Below are 19081 nucleotides of genomic sequence, written 5' to 3' on the forward strand. Positions count from 1 at the left end.
GGCGACTTCGTTTGCCCTAACATGTGAACACCTATTCACATGTTAGAGTCGCATGCACGAACACACCCACACGCACCCGGCCGCCCACCCGATCGCCCCGCCGCCCGAGGAAGCGATCGGCCAGCTGGCCGACCTGTTCCACTTGCTGGGTGATGCAACGCGCCTGCGCATCGTGCTGGCCTGCCTGACGCAGCCGACGGCGGTGGGCGATATCGCCAGCACGCTGTCGCTGTCGAGTTCACTGGTCAGCCACCACCTGCGTCTGCTGCGCGCAGCCCGCATCGTCAAGGCCGAGCGCCAGGGCAAGCAAGTCTTCTACGCAGCTGCCGACGCCCATATCAGCAGCCTGCTTTCCACCATGTTCGAGCACATTGCCGAACCCGCCACCGGAATGGACGCATGAGCCAACATCACCAGCACGATCACGATCACGACCATGGTCACGAGCACAAGCACGAGCACAAGCACGACGACCACAAGCACGACGATCATGGCCACGGCTTTGGCCACCATCACCACCACATGCCCTCCCCTGAAGGCAACGGGCGCGCTTTCGCGCTGGCAATCGGGCTCAACATGGCCTTTGTCATCATCGAATTCGCCTACGGCTTCATCGCGCACTCGACGGCGCTGATGGCCGACGCAGGCCACAATCTGTCCGACGTGCTGGGCCTGGTGCTTGCCTGGGGTGCGGCGGTATTGGCCAAAAGCGTGCCGACCGGCCGCTATACCTACGGCCTGCGCGGCTCGTCGATCCTTGCGGCAATGGGCAACGGCCTGCTGCTGATGGTGGCGTGCGGCGCCATCGCCTGGGAAGCCGTGCAGCGCTTCGCCGAACCGGCGCCCGTGGCCGGCGCCACGGTGTCGATCGTTGCCGCGATCGGCGTGCTGATCAACGGCTTCTCGGCCTGGCTGTTCCTGGCCGGCAGCAAGGGCGATCTGAACATCCGCGGCGCCTACCTGCACATGGCGGCCGATGCGGCGCTGTCGCTGGGCGTGGCGATCTCGGGCCTGATCATCATGTTCTGGGGCTGGACCTGGATCGACCCGGCGGTGAGCCTGGTGATCGTGGTGGTGATCGTGCTGGGTACATGGTCGCTGCTGCGCGAATCGGTGCAGCTGTCGATGGCGGCCGTGCCGCCTGGCGTGGATGCCGACAAGGTGCGCGCCTTCCTGCTCGCGCAGCCCGGCGTGGCCGACCTGCACGACCTGCACATCTGGGCGCTGAGCACGACCGAGACGGCGCTGACGGCGCACGTCGTGATGCCTGCCGGATATCCTGGCGATGCGGCGATCGATGCGATGGTGGACGGGTTAAGCGCGCAGTTCGCGATTCATCACTGCACGCTGCAGGTCGAGGAAGGCACGACCCATCATCACTGCACGCTGCACGGGCACGCGCACTGACAGACTGGCGTGGCCCGGAACTGGGCCACGCCGGAACAGCCTTACTTCACATTGAGCAGTTCGACGTCGAAGATCAGATCGGAGTCCGGCGGAATCATCCCGCCGCCCGCGCCACGCTTGCCGTAGGCCAGCGCGCTCGGGATGATCAGCGTGCGCTTGCCGCCGACCTTCATGCCGGCCACGCCCTGCTCCCAGCCCTTGATCACGCGGCCTGCGCCCAGCTGGAATTCCAGCGGATCGCGGCCGTTGTCGAGCGACGAATCGAACTTGCGACCGCGCTGCTGCTTGGCCAGCGGTTTGTGGAACCAGCCCGTGTAGTTGACGACGACATTGCTGCCCAGCGAGGCTTCCTTGCCGGTGCCGACCACGCGATCGACGATCTCGACCTGCGGTGCCTGGGTTTCGGCGGCGACCGGCGGCGTGACCGGGGTAGCAGCAGGTGCAGTCGCTGGCTGCTGCGCTTCCGGTGGCGGCTGGGTTGCGGGCTTGCTGGCGTCCTGTGCGCCTTCCTGGGCCTGGGCGCTGCCTGCCATCAGGAGCAGGGCGATGACTGCGGATCGACGAATCATGTGTGCTCTTCCATCAAAAGGTCGCAACCGGGCGGTTGCATCTGGCACCTATGATAGCAAGGCGGCCTCAGCTTGCACAGTTTGCCCGGCGGCTGCAGCGGCATCGGCAGCCGCAGCCTGGGCATTGGCGGCCTCGGCCAGCCGGCGCAGTACCTGCCCCGCCGTCACCATGCCGAAGGTGGCGGTCACCACCATGCACGAACCGAATCCGGCGCAGTTCAGGCCAGTGATGCCGTTGTCATCGATCTCGCAGGCGTCCCCCGTGTCCGGATACCGCAGCGGTTCCATCGAAAACACGGCGTCGATGTGGTACTTCTGCTTTTCGCCGCGCGAAAAACCGTATTGCGCGCGCAGCAGCTTGCGCACTTTTTTCAGCAGCGGTTCCTGCTCGGTGCGGGCCAGGTCGCGGATCTCGACCTTGGTCGGATCGATCTGGCCGCCGGCGCCACCCACGACCACGAGCGGCATCTTGTTGGCGCTGCACCAGGCGATCAGCGCCGCCTTGGGCTTGACGCTGTCGATGGCATCGACCACGTAATCGAAGCCCTGGTTGGCCACCAGCGTCTCGATGTTCTCCAGGTCGATGAAGTCCTCGACCAGGGTCACCTGGCAAAACGGATTGATCTCGGCGATACGCTGGCGCAGCGCTTCGATCTTCGGCATGCCGATGGTCGATGACAGCGCCTGGATCTGGCGGTTGATGTTCGATTCGGCCACGTTGTCGAGATCGATCAGGGTCAGGTGACCGATGGCGCTGCGCGCCAGCGCCTCGACCACCCACGAACCGACACCGCCGACGCCGATCACGCAAACGTGCGCCGCGCGAAAACGTTCCAGCGCAGGCTCACCATACAGGCGCCCGATGCCGCCAAAGCGGCGCGCAAAGTCGACATCTTCCGTGGGCGTTGCCGCCGCCCCTTGCTCAAGTAATTGATTCATACCGATATTGTAGCGGACAGGTGTTTCGCGACTACACTAGAATAATCGTTCGTCAACCAAATAACCTGCGTGTCTTCCACAGAACAATGACCTCTCTCCTGCCCGACACCGCCCCCGATTTCTCCCAGCCGATCGCCGTGCTCAAGCATTGCCATGGCCGCATCCGCAAACAACTGTCGACCCTCGAGAAGCTGGTGCCGCACCTGGCCGAACACGGCGTCGACAAGCAGGCGCGCGACGCCGCCGGCGCCGTACTGCGCTACTTCGACAAGGCGGCGCACCTGCACCACGACGACGAAGAACAGGACCTGATTCCGATGCTGCGCGCCACCGCGCAGGGCGACGACGCCGCCACGCTGCAGGCGCTGGCGCCGACGATCGTGCAAGACCACAATGACATGGACGCCCTGTGGCAAGACCTGCATGAGCAACTGACGGCGATCGAGGCAGGTACCGGGACCATGCTCTCCAGCACGGCGGTCGAGCGCTTCGTCGCCCGCTACACGGCGCACATGGAGCGCGAGGAAAGCACGCTGGCGCCGATGGCAATGCGCCTGTTCTCGCCCGAGCAGATGGCGCAGCTGGGCCAGGCAATGCAGCGCCGCCGCGGCCTGCTGGCGCCCGAGGCGTTTGACCAGCCGGTGGCATCGGCCACAGTATCGGCCACGGTGTCGGCCACTGCGGCAGCTAAGACAGCCGGCGTCGGCCAGGCGGTCGCCGACCTGCGCCAGGATTACGGTCAGGCCAGCCTGAATGAAGACGATGTGCTGGATGACCCGATCGCGCAATTCACGGCCTGGTTCGAGCAGGCCCTGGCCGCACAAGTGAACGAGCCGAATGCGATGACGGTGGCAACTGTCGGCCCGGGCAACCGGCCAAGCTCGCGCATCGTGCTGATCAAGCAGTTCGATCCGCGCGGTTTTACCTGGTACACCAACTACGACAGCCAGAAGGCGCAGGAACTGCGCGGCAACAACCAGGCCGCCCTGCTGTTCTTCTGGAGCGAGCTCGAGCGCCAGATCCGCATCGAAGGCCGCGTCGAGATGACGTCGAGCGAAGAAAGCGATCATTATTTCCGCAGCCGGCCGCTCAAGAGCCGGGTCGCGGCAATCGCGTCGCAACAGAGCAGCCCGATCGCCAATCGCGCCGCGCTGGAAGCGAATTACGACGCCGTGGCGCAGGCTGCCGGCGATGATCCGGCGCGCCCCGACAACTGGGGTGGTTTCCGCCTGGTACCGGAGCGCATCGAGTTCTGGCAAGGCCGCCGCTCGCGCTTTCATGACCGGATCGTCTACCAGCGCCAGCCGGACGGCAGCTGGACGCGTAGCCGCCTTCAGCCGTAGGGTGGGCGGCTAGGCCGCCCACGCGGTGATGGTTGGCAGCGAGATCATCCGGCGCGCGATCGGCACCAGTATCGATCACCGCGTGGGCGGCACAGCCGCCCACCCTACCGTAGTCGTTCCGCAAACGTGGCGCGGAACTTGCTGACCTTCGGCGCCACCACGAACGCGCAATACCCCTGCAGCGGGTGTTGCGCGAAGTAGTTCTGATGGTAATCCTCGGCCTTGTACCAGGTTTCCTGCGGCAACACTTGCGTCACCAGCGGTGCATCCCACACCATTGCCATCTCGGCCATCACGGTGCGCGCGACGGTGTCCTGCGCCGGCGACGTGGTAAAAATCACCGACCGGTATTGCGTGCCGACATCGTTGCCCTGACGATTGAGCGTGGTCGGATCGTGGATCGTGAAAAAAATCTCGAGAATGTCGTGGTAGCTGATCACCGACGGATCGAATTCCAGGCGCACGACTTCGGCGTGGCCGGTGGTGCCGTTGCAAACGGCCTCATAGGTCGGTTGATCGGCATGGCCACCCATATAGCCTGACTCCACGCGCGTGACGCCGCGTGCTTCGAGAAACACCGCCTCGATGCACCAAAAACAACCTCCTCCTAAAATACCAACTTCCATAGTTATAACTCCTTTAAGTCAACAACTTACAAGAAAAACGATGTGCCTATAATTTTTTCAATGGGCTTATTTTAAATAGAATAAAAGAAATAAAGTCAAAATCAAATTATCAATAATATCGAATTTTTGGCAATAAAAAAGCCCCGAAGGGCTTTGGTTCAATCGTCGTCGCCTCTATCTCTAAAGGTGTATTGGCATTCTGGGCAATGCACGTCTTGTCCAGCTTCACGATTCCGGATGGCGTCTGCAACTTCGTCCATAGCAATCATATTGCCACAGTCTTCGGTTTCACAAGCAATCTCAAAATGTGGAGAAATTTCATTTCTAAAAACAAAGCTTTGCTTATCCGAAAGATTAGCAATGCTGTTATCGCCTATGATTTTTTTTGCGATACCTAAAGCTGACCCTTCCAGCAAATCATTTTCAATCATTGCCTCTAATGCACTTTTGCGACTTTCGTCGTCTTGTGCTTGTTCCATATACCTTTTCGTCATTGACATAGTTTTCTCTCTCTATATATTTTTTATCTCAAACACAGGATAACCAGAATGCTTATTCTGCTCAAACCCCAATATAACTATAGCCTTTATCTGTAACTATGAAAACTTGGCCGGAGTGATTGACACCACCACCTTTTACGAGCCCTTGATTTTCCATTTCTTCAAGCGCCGCAATATATTTTTGGCAGTTTCTAAAATTACCTTTTCCAAAGTCTGTAGAACCTATTTTAATGTCACCCCCGTCGTGACTTTTACGGTTTTCAATACGTCCGTGGCCTTTGGCAGTCGTAAGAATTTCCTTAATAATATCTTCCATTTCTCTCTTTCTGTATAGTTAAAAAAAAAGCCCCCAAAAAATTTGGGGGCTTAATTGTCTGCTAGAAATTCTCCAGCTGAATCATTATACAAAAAAACAGCTTCTTGTCAAGTTTGGTATTTTTATCAACATTTAGGGCCTTGGAGCACGTCCCAAACCCGTTCATTCCGAATGATCAATCCTTTCGGGATGCCTGAATTTTGCCAAAATTAGCTCAATGAAGTATTGTAGCTATGTAAGCATTTGATTTTATTAGGTTTTACTTTCCATACACCAGAAGCAGCCGCCCCCGAGGATGGCGACCTCGCCCGTTGTTTGCTCACTCATGATGAACCTTGTTTCGTAAAATTTCGATAAGCTTAATGTAGCGCAAAGCTCGGCTGCCCGCTGTATTGACCCGCTGCCGATACGGCCAGAGAGCATGGCGCGGCAAGCTTGCGCAGGACGGTGGCATAATGAGCGTCACAGTTCCAGGAACACCATGAATACACTTTCTGCCCGCGCGACCACGCGCGGCTTCGATACGACCCATTTCCGCCAGGCGCTGTCGCAGTTTGCGACCGGCGTCACCGTCATTACCACCCGCCTGGCCGACGGCACCTTCCGCGGCCTGACGGCCAGCTCGTTCAACTCGGTTTCGCTCGATCCGCCGCTGGTGCTGTGGAGCCTGGGCGCCGGGGCGAACAGCATGCCGATCTTCAGCGGCAACTCGCACTACGTGATCAATGTGCTGTCCGCCGGCCAGGAAGACCTGGCGATGCGCTTTGCGCGCCGCGGCGAGAACCCGTTCGAGGGCGTCGACTACGAGCTGTCGCGCACCGGCCTGCCGATCCTCAAGGGCGTGTCGGCCTGGTTCGAATGCCACAACCGCAGCCGTTACCCGGAGGGCGATCACGTCATCTTCGTCGGCGAGGTCGAAGAGTGCCAGTTGCAGCCGCAACCAGCGCTGATCTTCCACGGCGGCAAGTTCGGCAGCACTGCCAGTCAAAAATGAAAATGCCTGTCGCAGTTTGAAAAGATCAGGCTGCGCCACGTTTCTATAATGGTCAGGTAACTTCTAACCAGAATTCAGAGACAGGATTTCCGATGACCCGTACCGACTCGCCCAAGAAAGCCGCTTTTCACTGGGATGACCCGCTGCTGCTGAACAGCCAGCTGACCGATGAAGAGCGCATGGTGCGCGACGCCAGCGCTGCCTATTGCCAGGACAAGCTGCGCCCGCGCGTGCTCGAAGCGTTTCGTCACGAGTCGATGGATGTCTCGATCTTCCGCGAGATGGGCGAGCTGGGCCTGCTCGGGCCGACCATTCCCGAAGAATACGGCGGCCCGGCAATGGGGTATGTTGCCTACGGCCTGATCGCACGCGAAGTCGAGCGCGTCGATTCCGGCTACCGCTCGATGATGAGCGTGCAGTCGTCGCTCGTCATGGTCCCGATCTTTGAATTCGGCAACGAAGCCACCAAACAGAAATACCTGCCGAAGCTGGCTACCGGCGAATGGATCGGCTGCTTCGGCTTGACCGAGCCGAACCACGGCTCCGACCCCGGCTCGATGATTTCCCGCGCACGCAAGGTCGAGGGCGGCTACAGCTTGAGTGGCGCGAAGATGTGGATCACCAATTCGCCCGTGGCCGACGTGTTCGTCGTGTGGGCGAAGGACGATGAAGGCGCGATCCGCGGCTTCGTGCTCGAAAAAGGTTGGAAAGGTTTGTCGGCCCCGGCAATCCACGGCAAGTTCGGCCTGCGCGCATCGGTCACCGGCGAAATCGTCATGGACAATGTGTTCTGCCCCGAAGAAAACGCGTTCCCGGACGTGCGCGGCCTGAAGGGCCCGTTCACCTGCCTGAATTCGGCCCGCTACGGCATCGCCTGGGGCGCGCTGGGCGCAGCTGAGGATTGCTGGCACACGGCGCGCCAGTACACGATGGACCGCCAGCAGTTCGGCAAGCCGCTCGCGGCAAACCAGCTGGTGCAAAAGAAGCTGGCCGACATGCAGACCGAAATCACGCTCGGCCTGCAAGGCTGCCTGCGCCTGGGCCGCATGAAGGACGAAGGCACGGCGGCGCCGGAGATCACGTCGATCATGAAGCGCAATTCGTGCGGCAAGTCGCTCGACATCGCCCGCATGGCGCGCGATATGCTGGGCGGTAACGGCATTTCAGATGAGTTCGGCATCATCCGTCACATGGTCAACCTCGAGGTCGTCAACACCTACGAAGGCACGCACGACATCCACGCGCTGATTCTTGGCCGCGCACAGACCGGCATCGCCGCTTTCTGATCATGTAGTTCACCCGGCGCGGCAATCGCCGCGCCGTTCAAGAACCATCCGCAATCTGCGCCTGCAACAGCGCCAGCATCGCCTGCGCCGCTGGCGTGAGCGCACCTTCGCTGCGCCGGACCACGCCGATCGAACGTCGAATGACGGGCTCGACCAGCTCGCGCCGCACCAGCCCGGCGCTGGCAATTACATCGGCCGCCAGGCTTGGCAAGGCCGCCACACCCAGCTCCTCGACCACCATGGCACCAATCGTGGCCAGGTGATCGACTTCAAACGCCGGATAAAAATTGATGCCCGCCTGCAGCGCTGCCGCGTCTACATATTGCCGCACGCTGGTGTGGCGCGACATCGAAATATGCGGATATGGCAGCGTCTCGGGCAGGCGGATCGGGCTGCTGTCGCGACCCAGCGGATGCCCGGGCGCCGCCAGCAGCACGAATTCGTCGGTTGTCAGAGGGATGTATTCCAGATCCTGATAAGCCGGATTGGCGGCAGTGATGGCGAAGTCGACACGGCCCTGGCGGACCAGCTCGAATGCCGGTTCCGACAGGGTATCGGCCAGCGACAGCGCGATGTCGGGATGGCGCGCATGAAAGACGCGGAACAGGCGCGGCACGAGCCGCGCCGCTAGTGACGGCATCGCGGCCAGTGCCACCCGGCCCCGGTGCAGCGCCGTCACGTCGCGTACGGCGGCGGCCGAGCGCTCGATATCGGCCAGCAATTGCTGCGCGTGCAGGACCAGCACTTCGCCGGCAGCACTCAGGGCCACCGAGCGCGTGGTGCGCGAGAACAGGCGACTTCCAAAGCCCTCCTCCAGACGACCGATGAGTGTCGACAAGGCCGACTGCGACAGGCAGACCTGCTGCGCCGCCTTACTGAAGCTGAGCGTTTCCGCCAGGGCAAGGAAGGCCCGCAATTCGCGCGCGGATAGATTTATTTCCATAATCGATAAGTTTATAGAAAAAATGCGTTTCTCAGATAATTTGATGAAGCGCAAACTAAGTTCATTCTCTTTTTGAAAATGATCATGGAAAACTTGATACTTCCCAAGCCTGCGCAAGCGCTGGCCCTCGTCGCAGGCGGCGGCACAATGGGCGCCGACGTCGCCATCGTGCTGGCACGTGCCGGTTGCCGCGCGATCGTGCTCGAACCTGGCGCCACGCGCCGCGAAGCGCTGGATACCTATTTTGGTGACACCCTGGGCAAGCTGGGACTGGAACACAAGCGCGAGCGCATCACGACCTGCGCCAGCCTCGACGAACTCGACTGGCAGGCAATCGACCTGGTGATCGAGTGCATTCCAGAGAAGCTGGCGCTCAAGCAGGCACTGTTTGCCGAGCTGGTCCAGCGCGCGCGCCCCGATACTCTGCTGTGCAGCAACAGCTCGAGCTTTCCCATTTCGGCCATCGGCGAACACCTGGAGACGACCGGGCGCATGCTGGGCCTGCACTTCTTCATGCCGGCGCATCTGGTGCCGCTGGTCGAGGTGGTGCTTGGTGCGAACTCATCGGGCGAGCTGGCGGAGGCGTTGATGGCCTTCATGCGTGCCTGCGGCATGGTGCCGGTGCTGGTCCGCAAGGATCTGCCGGGTTTCCTGGCCAACCGCCTGCAGCATGCCCTCGCGCGCGAAGCGTTTGCGCTGATCGACGCCGGCATTGCCACGGCCGAGGACGTCGACGCTGCGGTGCGCTTCGGCTTCGGCTTTCGCTTTCTTGCGGCCGGCCCGGTGCTGCAGCGCGACCATGCCGGCATTGACGTGCACTGCCCGGCCGCGACCACCATGTACCCGTCGCTGGCAGCCAACACGACGCCGGCCCGGGTGCTGGCGCAGCGCTACGACGCCGGCCACTACGGGATGAAGACGGGCGAAGGCTTCTATCGCTGGACGCCGGACACCATTGCCGCCGAGCGCGCGCGTTACGATAGTTTGTTGATGGCCGGTTTGCGCCTGCTGGCGCCTGAACTGCCACGGATCGAGGAGCAATGACCATGTCTGTCACCCTATCGCCGGCTGCCCGCCCGGCGCCACGCATCGCCCTGATCCACGCACTGAGCCATTCAGTCGAGCCGATCAATGCCTTCATGGCAGAACAATGGCCCGAAGCCACACGCATGAATTTGCTCGACGATTCGCTGTCGGCCGACCTGGCCCGGTCAAGCCGCGGCCTGGACGATGCGATGCACAAGCGCTTCGCCGATCTGGCGGATTACGCGCTTGGCAGCGGGGCCGAAGCCATCCTGTTTACCTGTTCGGCCTTTGGCCCCTGCATCGAAGCGGTGGCGCAGCGCTATCCGCACATTCCCGTGCTCAAGCCGAACCAGGCCATGATTGCCGATGCCGATGCCGGTCAGGCAGCCGGCCCGGTGGGCCTGATCGCGACGTTCGGCCCCACGCTGGCCTCGATGCCGCCCGAATTTCCGGCGCGCGTGGCGCTGCGCTGCGCGCTGGCCGAAGGCGCGCTCGATGCGCTCAACCGGGGCGATGTCGACCTACATGACGAGCTCATCGCTGACAGCGCACGGCGGCTGATCGACGATGGCTGCGCGACGATCGCACTGGCGCAATTCAGCATGGCGCGCGCGCATGACGCCTGTGTCCGTGCAGCGGGTGCGCCCGTACTGACCACGGTGCACAGCGCCGTGCATGAACTGAAACGGCGCCTGGCGCAACAGGCGTCCTGAACAGCAACGTACCACCCCACCAAAACAAAACAAGACAACCCGGAGACAAAGCATGCTCAAGAAGGTACTTCTCGCAACGCTGTTCATGACCCAGGCGCTCGGCGCCGGCGCCGCCGACGTGTATCCGTCGAAGCCGATCCGCTTTGTCGTGCCCTACCCGCCAGGCGGGCCGACCGACGCGATGGCACGCCTGATCCAGGGGCCGCTACAGGCGAAGTTCAAGGTTCCCGTCATCATCGACAACCGGGGCGGCGCCGGCGGCAATATCGGCACGGGCATGGTGGCGAAATCGGCGCCGGACGGCTACACGATCCTGCTGGCGGCCAGCGGGCCGATGGCGGTCAACAAGACCCTGTACAAATCGATCCCGTTCGACCCGGACAAGGATTTCGCCCCGGTGATCCAGATCTCGGCGTTCCCGCTGGTGCTCGAGGTGCACCCGTCGGTCACGGTCAAGAACGTCAAGCAGTTCATTGCCATGGCAAAGGAGCAGCCCGACATGCTGAGCTTTGCCTCGGCCGGCAACGGCACCCCGCAGCACCTGGCGGGCGAATTGTTCAACACTGCGGTGGGCACCAAGCTGCAGCACGTTCCCTACAAGGGCGCCGGCCCGGCGCTGAACGACGTGCTGGGCGGGCACGTCAAGGTGATGTTCGACATCCTCGGCAGCTCGGTCCAGTACATCAAGACGGGCAAGCTGCATCCGATCGCCGTGACAACGGCCACGCGCGTGCCGTCCTTGCCGGACGTGCCGACCCTGGCCGAGTCGGGCCTCAGCGGCTACAACTTCACGGGCTGGCACGGCATCGTGGCGCCGGCCGCCACGCCCAAGCCGGTAGTGATGCGCCTGAACCAGGCGCTCAACGAGATCTTCGCCGATCCAGCCTTCCGCAAGAAATGGGAAGAGCTGGGCACGCCGGTCGTTGGCGGCACGCCGGAAGCGTTCGGCACCCTGATGCGCACCGAATCGGTCAAGCTGGGCAAAGTGGTCAAGGACGCGGGTGTGACGGTCGATTGATGCAGTGCGGAGCGTGGGCGTCATCATGACGTCACACGCACTTCTTATCATCCCTTCAATTTTTCGCCTCACCACCATTGAAGGGTTCACATGCATCAGGTCGTTCTCCGCCGTCTTCCGCTTGCCGTCGCCATCGGCGCGGCACTTGCCCTGTCCGCCTGCGGTGGTTCCGACCACCATGACGACGCCGCCGCCGCCGATGTCGCCATCGTCATCCCGGCAGCGCCAGCGGACCAGGGCGCGGCCGACACGGCGCCGGTGCCGGCAGTGCTTGCTTTTGTCGACACCGCCGCCACCAACCAGCGCGGCGATGCCCGCTACGCCACGCTGGCCACGAACGCCGGCGTGCGCGTGTTGGGCGGCATGCTCGCCATCTGGAAGCCGGTCACCGAACTCGTCGATGCAGGCCAGAGCGCGCCGGCCGTCGACGGCTTCCCGGCCGTGGCCGCATCGACCTGGACCGGCACGCCGAACGACGGCACCAATGGCGGCACGATCGTCAATGCCGCCGTGCACAATGCCAATATCGACTACGTCGTCAAAGCCACCGCCAGCCGCACCCCGGAGCAGGCGCTGCTGGCGTACCTGGACGACCGACGCGGCAAGGGCTACAGCGTCACCGGCGGCATGGGTCCGCTGACCGACGCATGGCGCAGCGCCTCGCGCGCAACCACCACCATCAACGACATGCCGGCGGATGCCACCAAGGTCAAGTACGAAGACGGCGGCAACAACAACGGCGTCGGCGGCGCCGCCAATGCCGAGTTCGGCAAGGTCGTCGACCTGGTCAATGCGATGGGCGGCAACGGTTCGACCGAGCCGGCCAAGCGCTTCTACAAGTACGCGCGCCCTTACCGCTGGAGCAGCGCGGTGCAGGTCGTGCCGCAGCTGGAACCAGCCAAGAGCGCGACGCCGAACACCGACGGCGGCTTCACCAGCGGCCACTCGGCCGAAGCCGTGCGCAACGCCGTCGCGATGGCCTACGTGCTGCCGGAGCGCTACCAGGAACTGGTGGGCCGTGGCCTCGAACTGGGCGAGAGCCGCATCTATGCCGGCATGCACTCGCCGCTGGACGTGATCAGTGGCCGCGTGCAGGCGCAAGCCGTCGCCGCCGCCAACCTGATCGCTGCAGGCGCCACGACGCGCGCCGCCGCCCGCGAGCAGGCGCAGAGCACGCTGATGAAGCTGACCGGCACGACCGCCAGCACCTTCCCGAGCTACGCCATCTCGGGCACGCCGGCGAACGACCGCTTTGCCGACTACGCGACCAGTAAAGCCAACTACCTGCGCCGCATGACCTTCGGCCTGCCGCTGATCGGCTCGACGACCGCACCGGCCGTCGTGCCAAAGGGCGCCGAAGTGCTGCTGGAAACGCGCCTGCCGTACCTGACCGACGCGCAGCGCCGCGTCGTGCTGAAAACCACCGCGATCGGTTCCGGCTATCCAATTCTGGACGATGCTGAAGGTTGGGGCCGCCTGAACCTGTTTGCTGCGGCCGAGGGTTATGCCGTCTTCACCGGCAACGTCGTGCTGAACATGGACGCGAGCAAGGGTGGCTTTAACGCAGCAGACCGCTGGCGCAACGACATCACCGGCAGCGGCAAGCTGGTCAAGCAAGGTTCGGGCGCATTGAAGCTGGGCGGCAAGAATGCCTGGACCGGCGGCACGCAGGTCGATGCCGGTAGCCTGGAAGCACTGTCGACGACCGCCTTCGGCACCGGTGACGTGTATGTCGCTGGCGGCGGTACCGTGATCAGCAACGCACCGGCCACGCTGGTCGTGGGCGGCAAGTACACGCAGCTGACCGGCGCGACGCTGGAACTGCGTTTGGGCGCGGCCCAGGGCGGGCGCATGAGCGTGACCGGCGCTGCCACCATCGGCGGCGGCACCTTGCGCATCAAGTTCCAGGATGGCGTCAAGCCGGCCGTGGGCGACACGCTCACCGTCATCAGCGCTGCAAGCCTGAAGGGCAAGTTCGAGACCATCACGGTCGACGGCTTTACCGTCACGCCGACCTATACCGACACCGGCCTGCAACTGCGCCTGGGTTCGTAAGCGCAGCGCAGGTTCCACGAAAATGGGGCCGGGTTCGATGACGAACCCGGCCCCATTATTTTGCCACGTTGCTGCTGCAGCTTATTCGTCGAACTCTTCGGCCAGATTCTTCCAGCCGCGGCTCTTGGCAAACGCGGAAAATTCTTCCGGCGCCTCGAGCACGATCAGGCGGCTCTCTTGCAGGCCCGGGTCGCTGTGGCCGAAGTCTGGCCCCTTGTACCCGAGCGTGCGCAGACGCTCAACGAGTTGACGCACCAGGACGGTATCCTTGTAGGCATCAGGATCGAGCTTGGCAGCAAACTCCACGTACACATCGATGATCCCGTAACCCTCGTCGAAAATGCGGATCTCTTTGACGTCGAGGGTACGGCCGTTGCTGTCCTTGGCCTGGAAGGCGCCGGACAGTTCAATATCGGTATCAGTAGTCATGGTGAAAGCATAGCACCGAGCCGCAGGTTGCGTAGCGCACGTCAAAATCGGAAAACAAAAGCGGGGTCAGGTCTGACATTCGGACACGGCCTCTGCACTGGCATCGGTTTTTTGATTTCCTAAGCGAGACAATTCCGGGTGGATCATTTAATACCACCCTCGAACTTCAGGGCGATTCATCAGTCAAGCGACTAAGGTTGAGGTCGTGTCCGAATGTCAGACCTGACCCCGGCTTTTGACAGCGGTTACACTTCCCATTGCAGCTTGAAGGTCAGCGAGCGGCTGCGCTCGTCCACCAGTGGGAGCTTGTCATCCACGATTCCCAGCGACACCGTGCGGCCGTGTCGCCATTGGTAGCGGTACAGCAGCGAGCGGTGTACCTGGCGGTCGTTCCATGCTTCGAGCTGCGTCACGCCATCGTCGCGGCGTGCGGCCCAGGTGTTCTGCGCCAGCAGCCGCACTGAATCGCGCGGGCTGAAATGGACGATGGCCAGCGCGCGCCAGGCCGTGTCGGAAAATGCCGGCTGGCCCAGCGTGCCCTGGACCCAGGCGCGATTAATATGTTGATCAAGCTCCAGAGACCACCCGCGCGGCAAGGGAAAGCGCAGGCCCACGTCGAGGATCACGTTCCCGCCCGGCCCCACGCGGTCGGCATCGGCGTCCAGCTGGCGGCCCAGCGCCGCTTCCAGTGCGATCTTCGATATCCATGGTGCGGGCGTCGTCTCGATGCCGACATTGATGACGCGCGTATCGTGCAGGCGCCCCAAGGGTCGCGCACGCTGGCGGTCGAAGCCCAGTTCGGCCCACACGCCCGTGCGCCGGGTCGCGGCCAGCCAGACGCCCGGGCGCAGCTTGCGCTCGACCGTTTCGCCCCCGGCCTGCCCCGTCACCCGGTCGGCCAGCGTGCGCATCTCGTGCAGCACCAGGTAAGTCTCGAACTCGTACAGCTCGATCCCTCCGAGGGATTGCGGCCCGAGGATGCGGTTGATCGAGCCGGTGGCGCGGGCGATGCCTGCTTGTGGCACGAAGCCGTTGTCGTTGACGAAGCCGGGCGCGATCGCTTCGACCTCGGCCTCGTACCACCAGCGTTCGGTCTTGTGCAGCGACTTGCCCCACAGGTAGCCGCCCGAGCGCCCTGCCACGCGCGCCGGCACGTCGTCGTCGACAAATCCCGCCGTCGTGCGCGACACCATCGCCACGCCGGACAGTTGCTGCTGCTCGCCATCCGCCCCTTCGCCGCGCCACTGGGCGTCGACGCCGACGACATCGTTGCCGCCGAAACGGTGGTAGTCGCGCTGCGAGGCGAACGCGCCCAGCAGCAAGCCTTCTCCGTGCCAGCGCGCACGCACGAGGCTCGCGACCGTGCGCTTGGTCTGCCCGTATTCCAGCGTTTCGTACGGCTTGCCGCGCAGGATCAGGCCACCCGGCTCGTCGCGCAGGCTCATCGCCGTGGCGTCGGCATGCGCCGCGCGCCAGGTTGCCCGCAGGCCGTATTCCGGATCGTTTACGGTGCGCGAATAAAAGGCCGGCAGCGGCAAGCCCAGCACGTCCGCACTCTCCAGAAAGAAGCCGCGCTTCTCGGGCAGCGACAGCGCGATATTGCCGGCGCCCTGCGACACCGGCTCGTCGATCTCGACCTGCGAGTAATCGGGATTGATGGTGGCATTGAACACCCAGTCGGCGCGCGGACGGACGTTGATCTCCAGGCCCAGTTCGGCCTGACTGCCGCGCGTGCGCGTCCCCGGCATGGCGGCGCGTTCGCTGCGCACCGTCAGTTCGGGCCGCAGCTCCAGAAAGCTGCGGTCGCGCACCGCTTCCACAGTGGCCTCCATGCCATCGATCTCCTGCAGGAAGCTCAGGTGGCTGAGCGCGTCGATCCTGAATGGCGCCGTCACCAGCAGCATGCCGTCGGCATGCGGAATGCTGCGCTCGACCATCAGGCGCCAGTTGCGGCCATCGGCGTACGGAAAGCGCAGGCTCGACAGCGGCCAGCGCACTTCCATGCTGTAGCCGTCGGGCAGGATGGTCACGGCCGTCTCGATCTGGAAATCCGGCCCCAGATCCGATTCGTCATCCTCGGCGCGGTGGATGCCGTCGCTGACCACGCCGGTGGTGTTGATGCGTACGAACTGGGCATTGCGGCCATGGCCGGCCGGGTCGATCCAGATGCCGATGAAGTCCTGGTCGACAGCGACCTTGTCGCGCCGCGCCAAGAGGCCCCGGCGCAGATGCGGCGCGTCGTCCCAGGCGCGGATGCCGAACACCAGCGCACCGTCGTCGACCAGCACTTGCACGCTGGTCTTCAAGCCACCGGGCGCAGGCGCGCCGTCGCGCGGCTGGTGCTTGTGGAAGTCCTGGTAGACAGGTGCGCGGCGCCATGCGGGGTCATCCAGGGCGCCGTCGATCGCCGGCGTGTCGTCCGCCGCGATGCGCAGCGCGCGCAAGCTGCTGCCATGCGCATCGCACGCGTGCAGGACAGCACAAAGCAACAAGCCGAGACAGGCAAACGAGGCGGGGGACATGCGTAGCACCATGAAAATCAGCCGCCCAGTCTAGCATGCGACTTGCCAAAGAGAACACTTTTTGGGGCCCGAGATACCGCGTTTGGATGACATGTGGCGCCGGTCAATTGTGACACCTTGCCAATGCCGCTTTACCTTGCGTGGCATACCGCATGCATCTGATGACGATTCGTCTGGTCACCCGTACTTGGGGCTTGCGAGCGGCCCGATTTGCGCTACCATCGAATGCATGTTGCATGGCCTGCACAGGCTGGCGCATTTCACGGCAGAGGCATGATGAGCTTGACCCAACCCGTATCCGATCCGTCCGCATCCAGCCGCAGCGATGCCTTGTCGCTCGACCTGCTGCTGAGTAATTTGCCGGGCGCTGCCTACCGCTGTCGCAATGACAGCGAATGGAGCATGGTGTTCATCAGCGACGGCGTCGAAAAAGTAACCGGCTACTCGGCGGCCGCGTTCACCGGCCGACCGGGCCTGTCGTTTGCGAGCATCATCCTGCCCGAAGACCGCGACCAGATGCATGCGGCAGTGGCGATCGCACTGGCCCAGAACCAGCCGTTCCAGGTCACATACCGGATTCGCACTGCCAACGGGCAAATCCGGTGGATCTGGGAACAAGGTGCGCTGAACCGGCAGGCTGGCACGCTCGAAGGTTTCCTGGCCGATTTCACACGGGTCAAGCACGCCGATCTGGTCATGCTCGAGCAGGCGTCATTCTTGCAGCAGGCGCGTGATGCGATCATCGCGATGGACATGGCCTCGCGCATCAGCTACTGGAACCATGGCGCCGAGCGCCTGTACGGCTGGAGTGCGCACGAAGCGATCGGCAAGCGCTTTTGCGAGCTGCTGTGCGACGAGCAGGCGCACTACGAAACCGCGTTCGCCCACACGCTGGCCGATGGCGAATGGTGCGGCGAACTGGCGCACATGCGGCGCGACGGCTCGAAGGTCGACACCGACACGCGCTGGACCTTGCTGGCGCCCGATGCCGTGCCGGGCGCGAGCCAGAAAATCCTGGTGATCGGCACCGACATCAGCGAGCGCAAATCGAGCGAAGCGCGGATCTTCCGGCTGGCGTTCTTCGACCATCTCACCGACCTGCCCAACCGCGCCAATCTGCTCGACCAGCTGCGCCGCGCCCTGCTTGGCAGCGCCCGCAGCGGCAAGTGCGGCGCGCTGATGTTCTGCGACCTCGACAACTTCAAGTACCTCAATGACAGCCAGGGCCACGCAGCCGGCGACCTGCTGCTGCAGGCCGTGGCGCGCCGGCTCGAAGGCTGCGTGCGCGAAGCGGACATGGTGGCGCGTCTGGGCGGCGACGAGTTCGTGGTGCTGATCCGGCCCGTCGAGGATTCGCGCGATGTGGCGGCGGCGCAGGCAGAGACGGTCGCCAAAAAGGTGGTTGCAGCGCTGGCGGCGCCGTTCCAGCTGGGCGAGCTGCATTACACGCTGTCGGTGAGCGTCGGCGTGGTCACGCTGTGCGGCCTGCACGACACGGTCGAATCGACCTTGCGCCAGGCCGACGCCGCGATGTACCAGGCCAAGGCGGCCGGGCGCAACACGTTTCGCTTCCACGACCCGGCGGTCCAGGCCGCGTGGCTCGCGCGCGCCGAACTCGAAAGCGGCTTGCGGCGCGCGCTGCAACGCCACGAATTCGTACTGCACTACCAGCCGCAACTCGACCGTTCGAACCGCGTGATCGGGGCCGAAGCGCTGCTGCGCTGGCGCCAGCCCGATGGCAAGGTCGTGCTGCCGTTTGACTTCATCCGCATCGCCGAAGAAAGCGGGCTCATCATCGAGATCGGCGCCTGGGTCATGCGCACCGCCTGCCTCGAGCTGGCGCGCTGGCAGCGCCAGCCGGCAACGGCCGGCCTGACGCTGTCCGTCAACGTCAGCGCGCGCCAGTTCACCGAACCGGATTTCGCCACGCTGCTGGCAACGATTTTTTCCGAAACCGGCGTACAGCCGTCGGGGCTGCGCCTGGAGCTGACCGAAAGCCTGGTCGTGACTGATTTCACATCGACCGCGCAGACGATGGCCACACTGAAACAGCAGGGTGTCTCGTTTTCGCTGGACGACTTCGGCACCGGCTACTCGTCGCTGGCCTACCTGCGCAAGCTGCCGCTGGACCAGCTCAAGATCGACCGCTCGTTCATGCGCGAGGTCCTCACCGACCAGAACGACGCCTCGATCGTGCGCTCGATCATCGGGCTGGGCGACAGCCTGGGCTTGCAGGTGATTGCCGAAGGCGTGGAAACGGCAGGCCAGCGCCAGTTTCTGGCCAATGCAGGCTGCCATCTCTACCAGGGCTTCCTGTACCAGCCGGCGATGAGTGCCGAACTGTTCGTGCAGTACGTGACCGGCACGCATTAAAAAAGCCCGCACGCGGCGGGCT

At 63.3% G+C, this 19081-nt stretch carries 18 protein-coding genes; 10 read left to right on the forward strand and 8 right to left on the reverse strand.

What is annotated here, in order from left to right; translation table 11 throughout:
- Nucleotides 1-52: 52 nt before the first annotated feature.
- Together NX775_RS09540 and NX775_RS09545 are read left to right on the forward strand one after the other, a co-directional pair.
- Complete coding sequence (locus NX775_RS09540; protein ID WP_258835783.1) at nt 53-403, forward strand: ArsR/SmtB family transcription factor; 351 nt, start codon at nt 53-55, stop codon at nt 401-403.
- Nucleotides 400-1407: a cation diffusion facilitator family transporter gene (locus tag NX775_RS09545; protein ID WP_258835784.1), complete on the forward strand. Its 1008-nt coding sequence runs from the start codon at nt 400-402 to the stop codon at nt 1405-1407. The genes NX775_RS09540 and NX775_RS09545 overlap by 4 nt, the downstream gene beginning before the upstream one ends.
- Nucleotides 1408-1448: 41 nt before the next feature.
- On the opposite strand, the gene NX775_RS09550 is transcribed toward NX775_RS09545, so the two are convergent.
- Nucleotides 1449-1976, reverse strand: coding sequence for an FKBP-type peptidyl-prolyl cis-trans isomerase (locus tag NX775_RS09550; protein ID WP_258835785.1), 528 nt, complete (start codon nt 1974-1976; stop codon nt 1449-1451).
- A 48-nt stretch (nt 1977-2024) separates the two neighbouring features.
- Nucleotides 2025-2915, reverse strand: a complete 891-nt coding sequence (gene tcdA / locus NX775_RS09555) for a tRNA cyclic N6-threonylcarbamoyladenosine(37) synthase TcdA (protein ID WP_258835786.1) — start codon at nt 2913-2915, stop codon at nt 2025-2027.
- 86 nt (nt 2916-3001) lie between these two features.
- On the opposite strand from tcdA, the gene pdxH reads away from it, so the two are divergent.
- Nucleotides 3002-4258, forward strand: coding sequence for a pyridoxamine 5'-phosphate oxidase (pdxH, locus tag NX775_RS09560; RefSeq protein ID WP_258835787.1), 1257 nt, complete (start codon nt 3002-3004; stop codon nt 4256-4258).
- 104 nt (nt 4259-4362) lie between these two features.
- Here pdxH and msrA read toward each other — a convergent pair whose 3' ends face one another.
- The 3 genes from msrA to NX775_RS09575 all read right to left on the reverse strand — a co-directional run bounded on the left by msrA (nt 4363) and on the right by NX775_RS09575 (nt 5700).
- Nucleotides 4363-4884 (reverse strand): peptide-methionine (S)-S-oxide reductase MsrA, encoded by a 522-nt coding sequence (gene msrA, locus NX775_RS09565; protein ID WP_258835788.1) that lies wholly within the window; start codon nt 4882-4884, stop codon nt 4363-4365.
- A gap of 158 nt (nt 4885-5042) precedes the next feature.
- On the reverse strand, nt 5043-5363 hold the full coding sequence (locus NX775_RS09570; RefSeq protein ID WP_258835789.1) for a hypothetical protein: 321 nt from the start codon (nt 5361-5363) through the stop codon (nt 5043-5045).
- Between the two features lie 82 nt (nt 5364-5445).
- Nucleotides 5446-5700, reverse strand: a complete 255-nt coding sequence (locus NX775_RS09575) for a hypothetical protein (RefSeq protein WP_258835790.1) — start codon at nt 5698-5700, stop codon at nt 5446-5448.
- 481 nt (nt 5701-6181) lie between these two features.
- Here NX775_RS09575 and NX775_RS09580 point away from each other — a divergent pair, with 481 nt between their 5' ends.
- Both NX775_RS09580 and NX775_RS09585 read left to right on the forward strand, forming a co-directional pair.
- The gene (locus tag NX775_RS09580; protein WP_258835791.1) at nt 6182-6694 is read left to right on the forward strand and encodes a flavin reductase family protein; all 513 of its coding nucleotides are present in this window, start codon (nt 6182-6184) and stop codon (nt 6692-6694) included.
- A gap of 92 nt (nt 6695-6786) precedes the next feature.
- On the forward strand, nt 6787-7980 hold the full coding sequence (locus tag NX775_RS09585; RefSeq protein WP_183556159.1) for an acyl-CoA dehydrogenase: 1194 nt from the start codon (nt 6787-6789) through the stop codon (nt 7978-7980).
- A 37-nt stretch (nt 7981-8017) separates the two neighbouring features.
- Here NX775_RS09585 and NX775_RS09590 read toward each other — a convergent pair whose 3' ends face one another.
- On the reverse strand, nt 8018-8896 hold the full coding sequence (locus NX775_RS09590) for a LysR family transcriptional regulator (RefSeq protein ID WP_307732151.1): 879 nt from the start codon (nt 8894-8896) through the stop codon (nt 8018-8020).
- Between the two features lie 111 nt (nt 8897-9007).
- Here NX775_RS09590 and NX775_RS09595 point away from each other — a divergent pair, with 111 nt between their 5' ends.
- The 4 genes from NX775_RS09595 to NX775_RS09610 all read left to right on the forward strand — a co-directional run bounded on the left by NX775_RS09595 (nt 9008) and on the right by NX775_RS09610 (nt 13735).
- Nucleotides 9008-9967, forward strand: coding sequence for a 3-hydroxyacyl-CoA dehydrogenase family protein (locus NX775_RS09595; RefSeq protein WP_258835793.1), 960 nt, complete (start codon nt 9008-9010; stop codon nt 9965-9967).
- A 2-nt stretch (nt 9968-9969) separates the two neighbouring features.
- Nucleotides 9970-10662, forward strand: a complete 693-nt coding sequence (locus NX775_RS09600) for an aspartate/glutamate racemase family protein (protein WP_258835794.1) — start codon at nt 9970-9972, stop codon at nt 10660-10662.
- Nucleotides 10663-10714: 52 nt separating this feature from the next.
- Nucleotides 10715-11680, forward strand: a complete 966-nt coding sequence (locus NX775_RS09605; protein ID WP_258835795.1) for a Bug family tripartite tricarboxylate transporter substrate binding protein — start codon at nt 10715-10717, stop codon at nt 11678-11680.
- 90 nt (nt 11681-11770) lie between these two features.
- A complete protein-coding gene (locus tag NX775_RS09610; protein ID WP_258835796.1) occupies nt 11771-13735 on the forward strand; it encodes a phosphatase PAP2 family protein in 1965 nt (654 codons plus the stop codon).
- An 81-nt stretch (nt 13736-13816) separates the two neighbouring features.
- Here NX775_RS09610 and NX775_RS09615 read toward each other — a convergent pair whose 3' ends face one another.
- Together NX775_RS09615 and NX775_RS09620 are read right to left on the reverse strand one after the other, a co-directional pair.
- Nucleotides 13817-14164, reverse strand: coding sequence for a hypothetical protein (locus NX775_RS09615; RefSeq protein WP_258835797.1), 348 nt, complete (start codon nt 14162-14164; stop codon nt 13817-13819).
- A 245-nt stretch (nt 14165-14409) separates the two neighbouring features.
- Nucleotides 14410-16686 (reverse strand): DOMON domain-containing protein, encoded by a 2277-nt coding sequence (locus NX775_RS09620; protein ID WP_258835798.1) that lies wholly within the window; start codon nt 16684-16686, stop codon nt 14410-14412.
- 273 nt (nt 16687-16959) lie between these two features.
- On the opposite strand from NX775_RS09620, the gene NX775_RS09625 reads away from it, so the two are divergent.
- Nucleotides 16960-19059, forward strand: coding sequence for a putative bifunctional diguanylate cyclase/phosphodiesterase (locus NX775_RS09625; protein WP_258835799.1), 2100 nt, complete (start codon nt 16960-16962; stop codon nt 19057-19059).
- Nucleotides 19060-19081: the final 22 nt, after the last annotated feature.

It is taken from the genome of Massilia aurea (genome assembly GCF_024753205.1).
Taxonomy (GTDB): Bacteria; Pseudomonadota; Gammaproteobacteria; order Burkholderiales; family Burkholderiaceae_D; genus Telluria; species Telluria aurea.

Excerpts from the sequence above, each read along its gene's own strand:
- NX775_RS09600 (WP_258835794.1), top strand. The coding sequence starts at position 9,970 with ATGTCTGTCACCCTATCGCCGGCTGCCCGCCCGGCGCCACGCATCGCC.
- NX775_RS09605 (WP_258835795.1), top strand. The coding sequence starts at position 10,715 with ATGCTCAAGAAGGTACTTCTCGCAACGCTGTTCATGACCCAGGCGCTC.
- NX775_RS09620 (WP_258835798.1), bottom strand. The coding sequence starts at position 16,686 with ATGTCCCCCGCCTCGTTTGCCTGTCTCGGCTTGTTGCTTTGTGCTGTC.
- NX775_RS09585 (WP_183556159.1), top strand. The coding sequence starts at position 6,787 with ATGACCCGTACCGACTCGCCCAAGAAAGCCGCTTTTCACTGGGATGAC.
- tcdA (WP_258835786.1), bottom strand. The coding sequence starts at position 2,915 with ATGAATCAATTACTTGAGCAAGGGGCGGCGGCAACGCCCACGGAAGAT.
- NX775_RS09610 (WP_258835796.1), top strand. The coding sequence starts at position 11,771 with ATGCATCAGGTCGTTCTCCGCCGTCTTCCGCTTGCCGTCGCCATCGGC.
- NX775_RS09545 (WP_258835784.1), top strand. The coding sequence starts at position 400 with ATGAGCCAACATCACCAGCACGATCACGATCACGACCATGGTCACGAG.
- msrA (WP_258835788.1), bottom strand. The coding sequence starts at position 4,884 with ATGGAAGTTGGTATTTTAGGAGGAGGTTGTTTTTGGTGCATCGAGGCG.
- NX775_RS09580 (WP_258835791.1), top strand. The coding sequence starts at position 6,182 with ATGAATACACTTTCTGCCCGCGCGACCACGCGCGGCTTCGATACGACC.
- NX775_RS09575 (WP_258835790.1), bottom strand. The coding sequence starts at position 5,700 with ATGGAAGATATTATTAAGGAAATTCTTACGACTGCCAAAGGCCACGGA.
- NX775_RS09595 (WP_258835793.1), top strand. The coding sequence starts at position 9,008 with ATGGAAAACTTGATACTTCCCAAGCCTGCGCAAGCGCTGGCCCTCGTC.
- NX775_RS09615 (WP_258835797.1), bottom strand. The coding sequence starts at position 14,164 with ATGACTACTGATACCGATATTGAACTGTCCGGCGCCTTCCAGGCCAAG.
- NX775_RS09540 (WP_258835783.1), top strand. The coding sequence starts at position 53 with ATGCACGAACACACCCACACGCACCCGGCCGCCCACCCGATCGCCCCG.
- pdxH (WP_258835787.1), top strand. The coding sequence starts at position 3,002 with ATGACCTCTCTCCTGCCCGACACCGCCCCCGATTTCTCCCAGCCGATC.
- NX775_RS09550 (WP_258835785.1), bottom strand. The coding sequence starts at position 1,976 with ATGATTCGTCGATCCGCAGTCATCGCCCTGCTCCTGATGGCAGGCAGC.
- NX775_RS09570 (WP_258835789.1), bottom strand. The coding sequence starts at position 5,363 with ATGGAACAAGCACAAGACGACGAAAGTCGCAAAAGTGCATTAGAGGCA.
- NX775_RS09625 (WP_258835799.1), top strand. The coding sequence starts at position 16,960 with ATGATGAGCTTGACCCAACCCGTATCCGATCCGTCCGCATCCAGCCGC.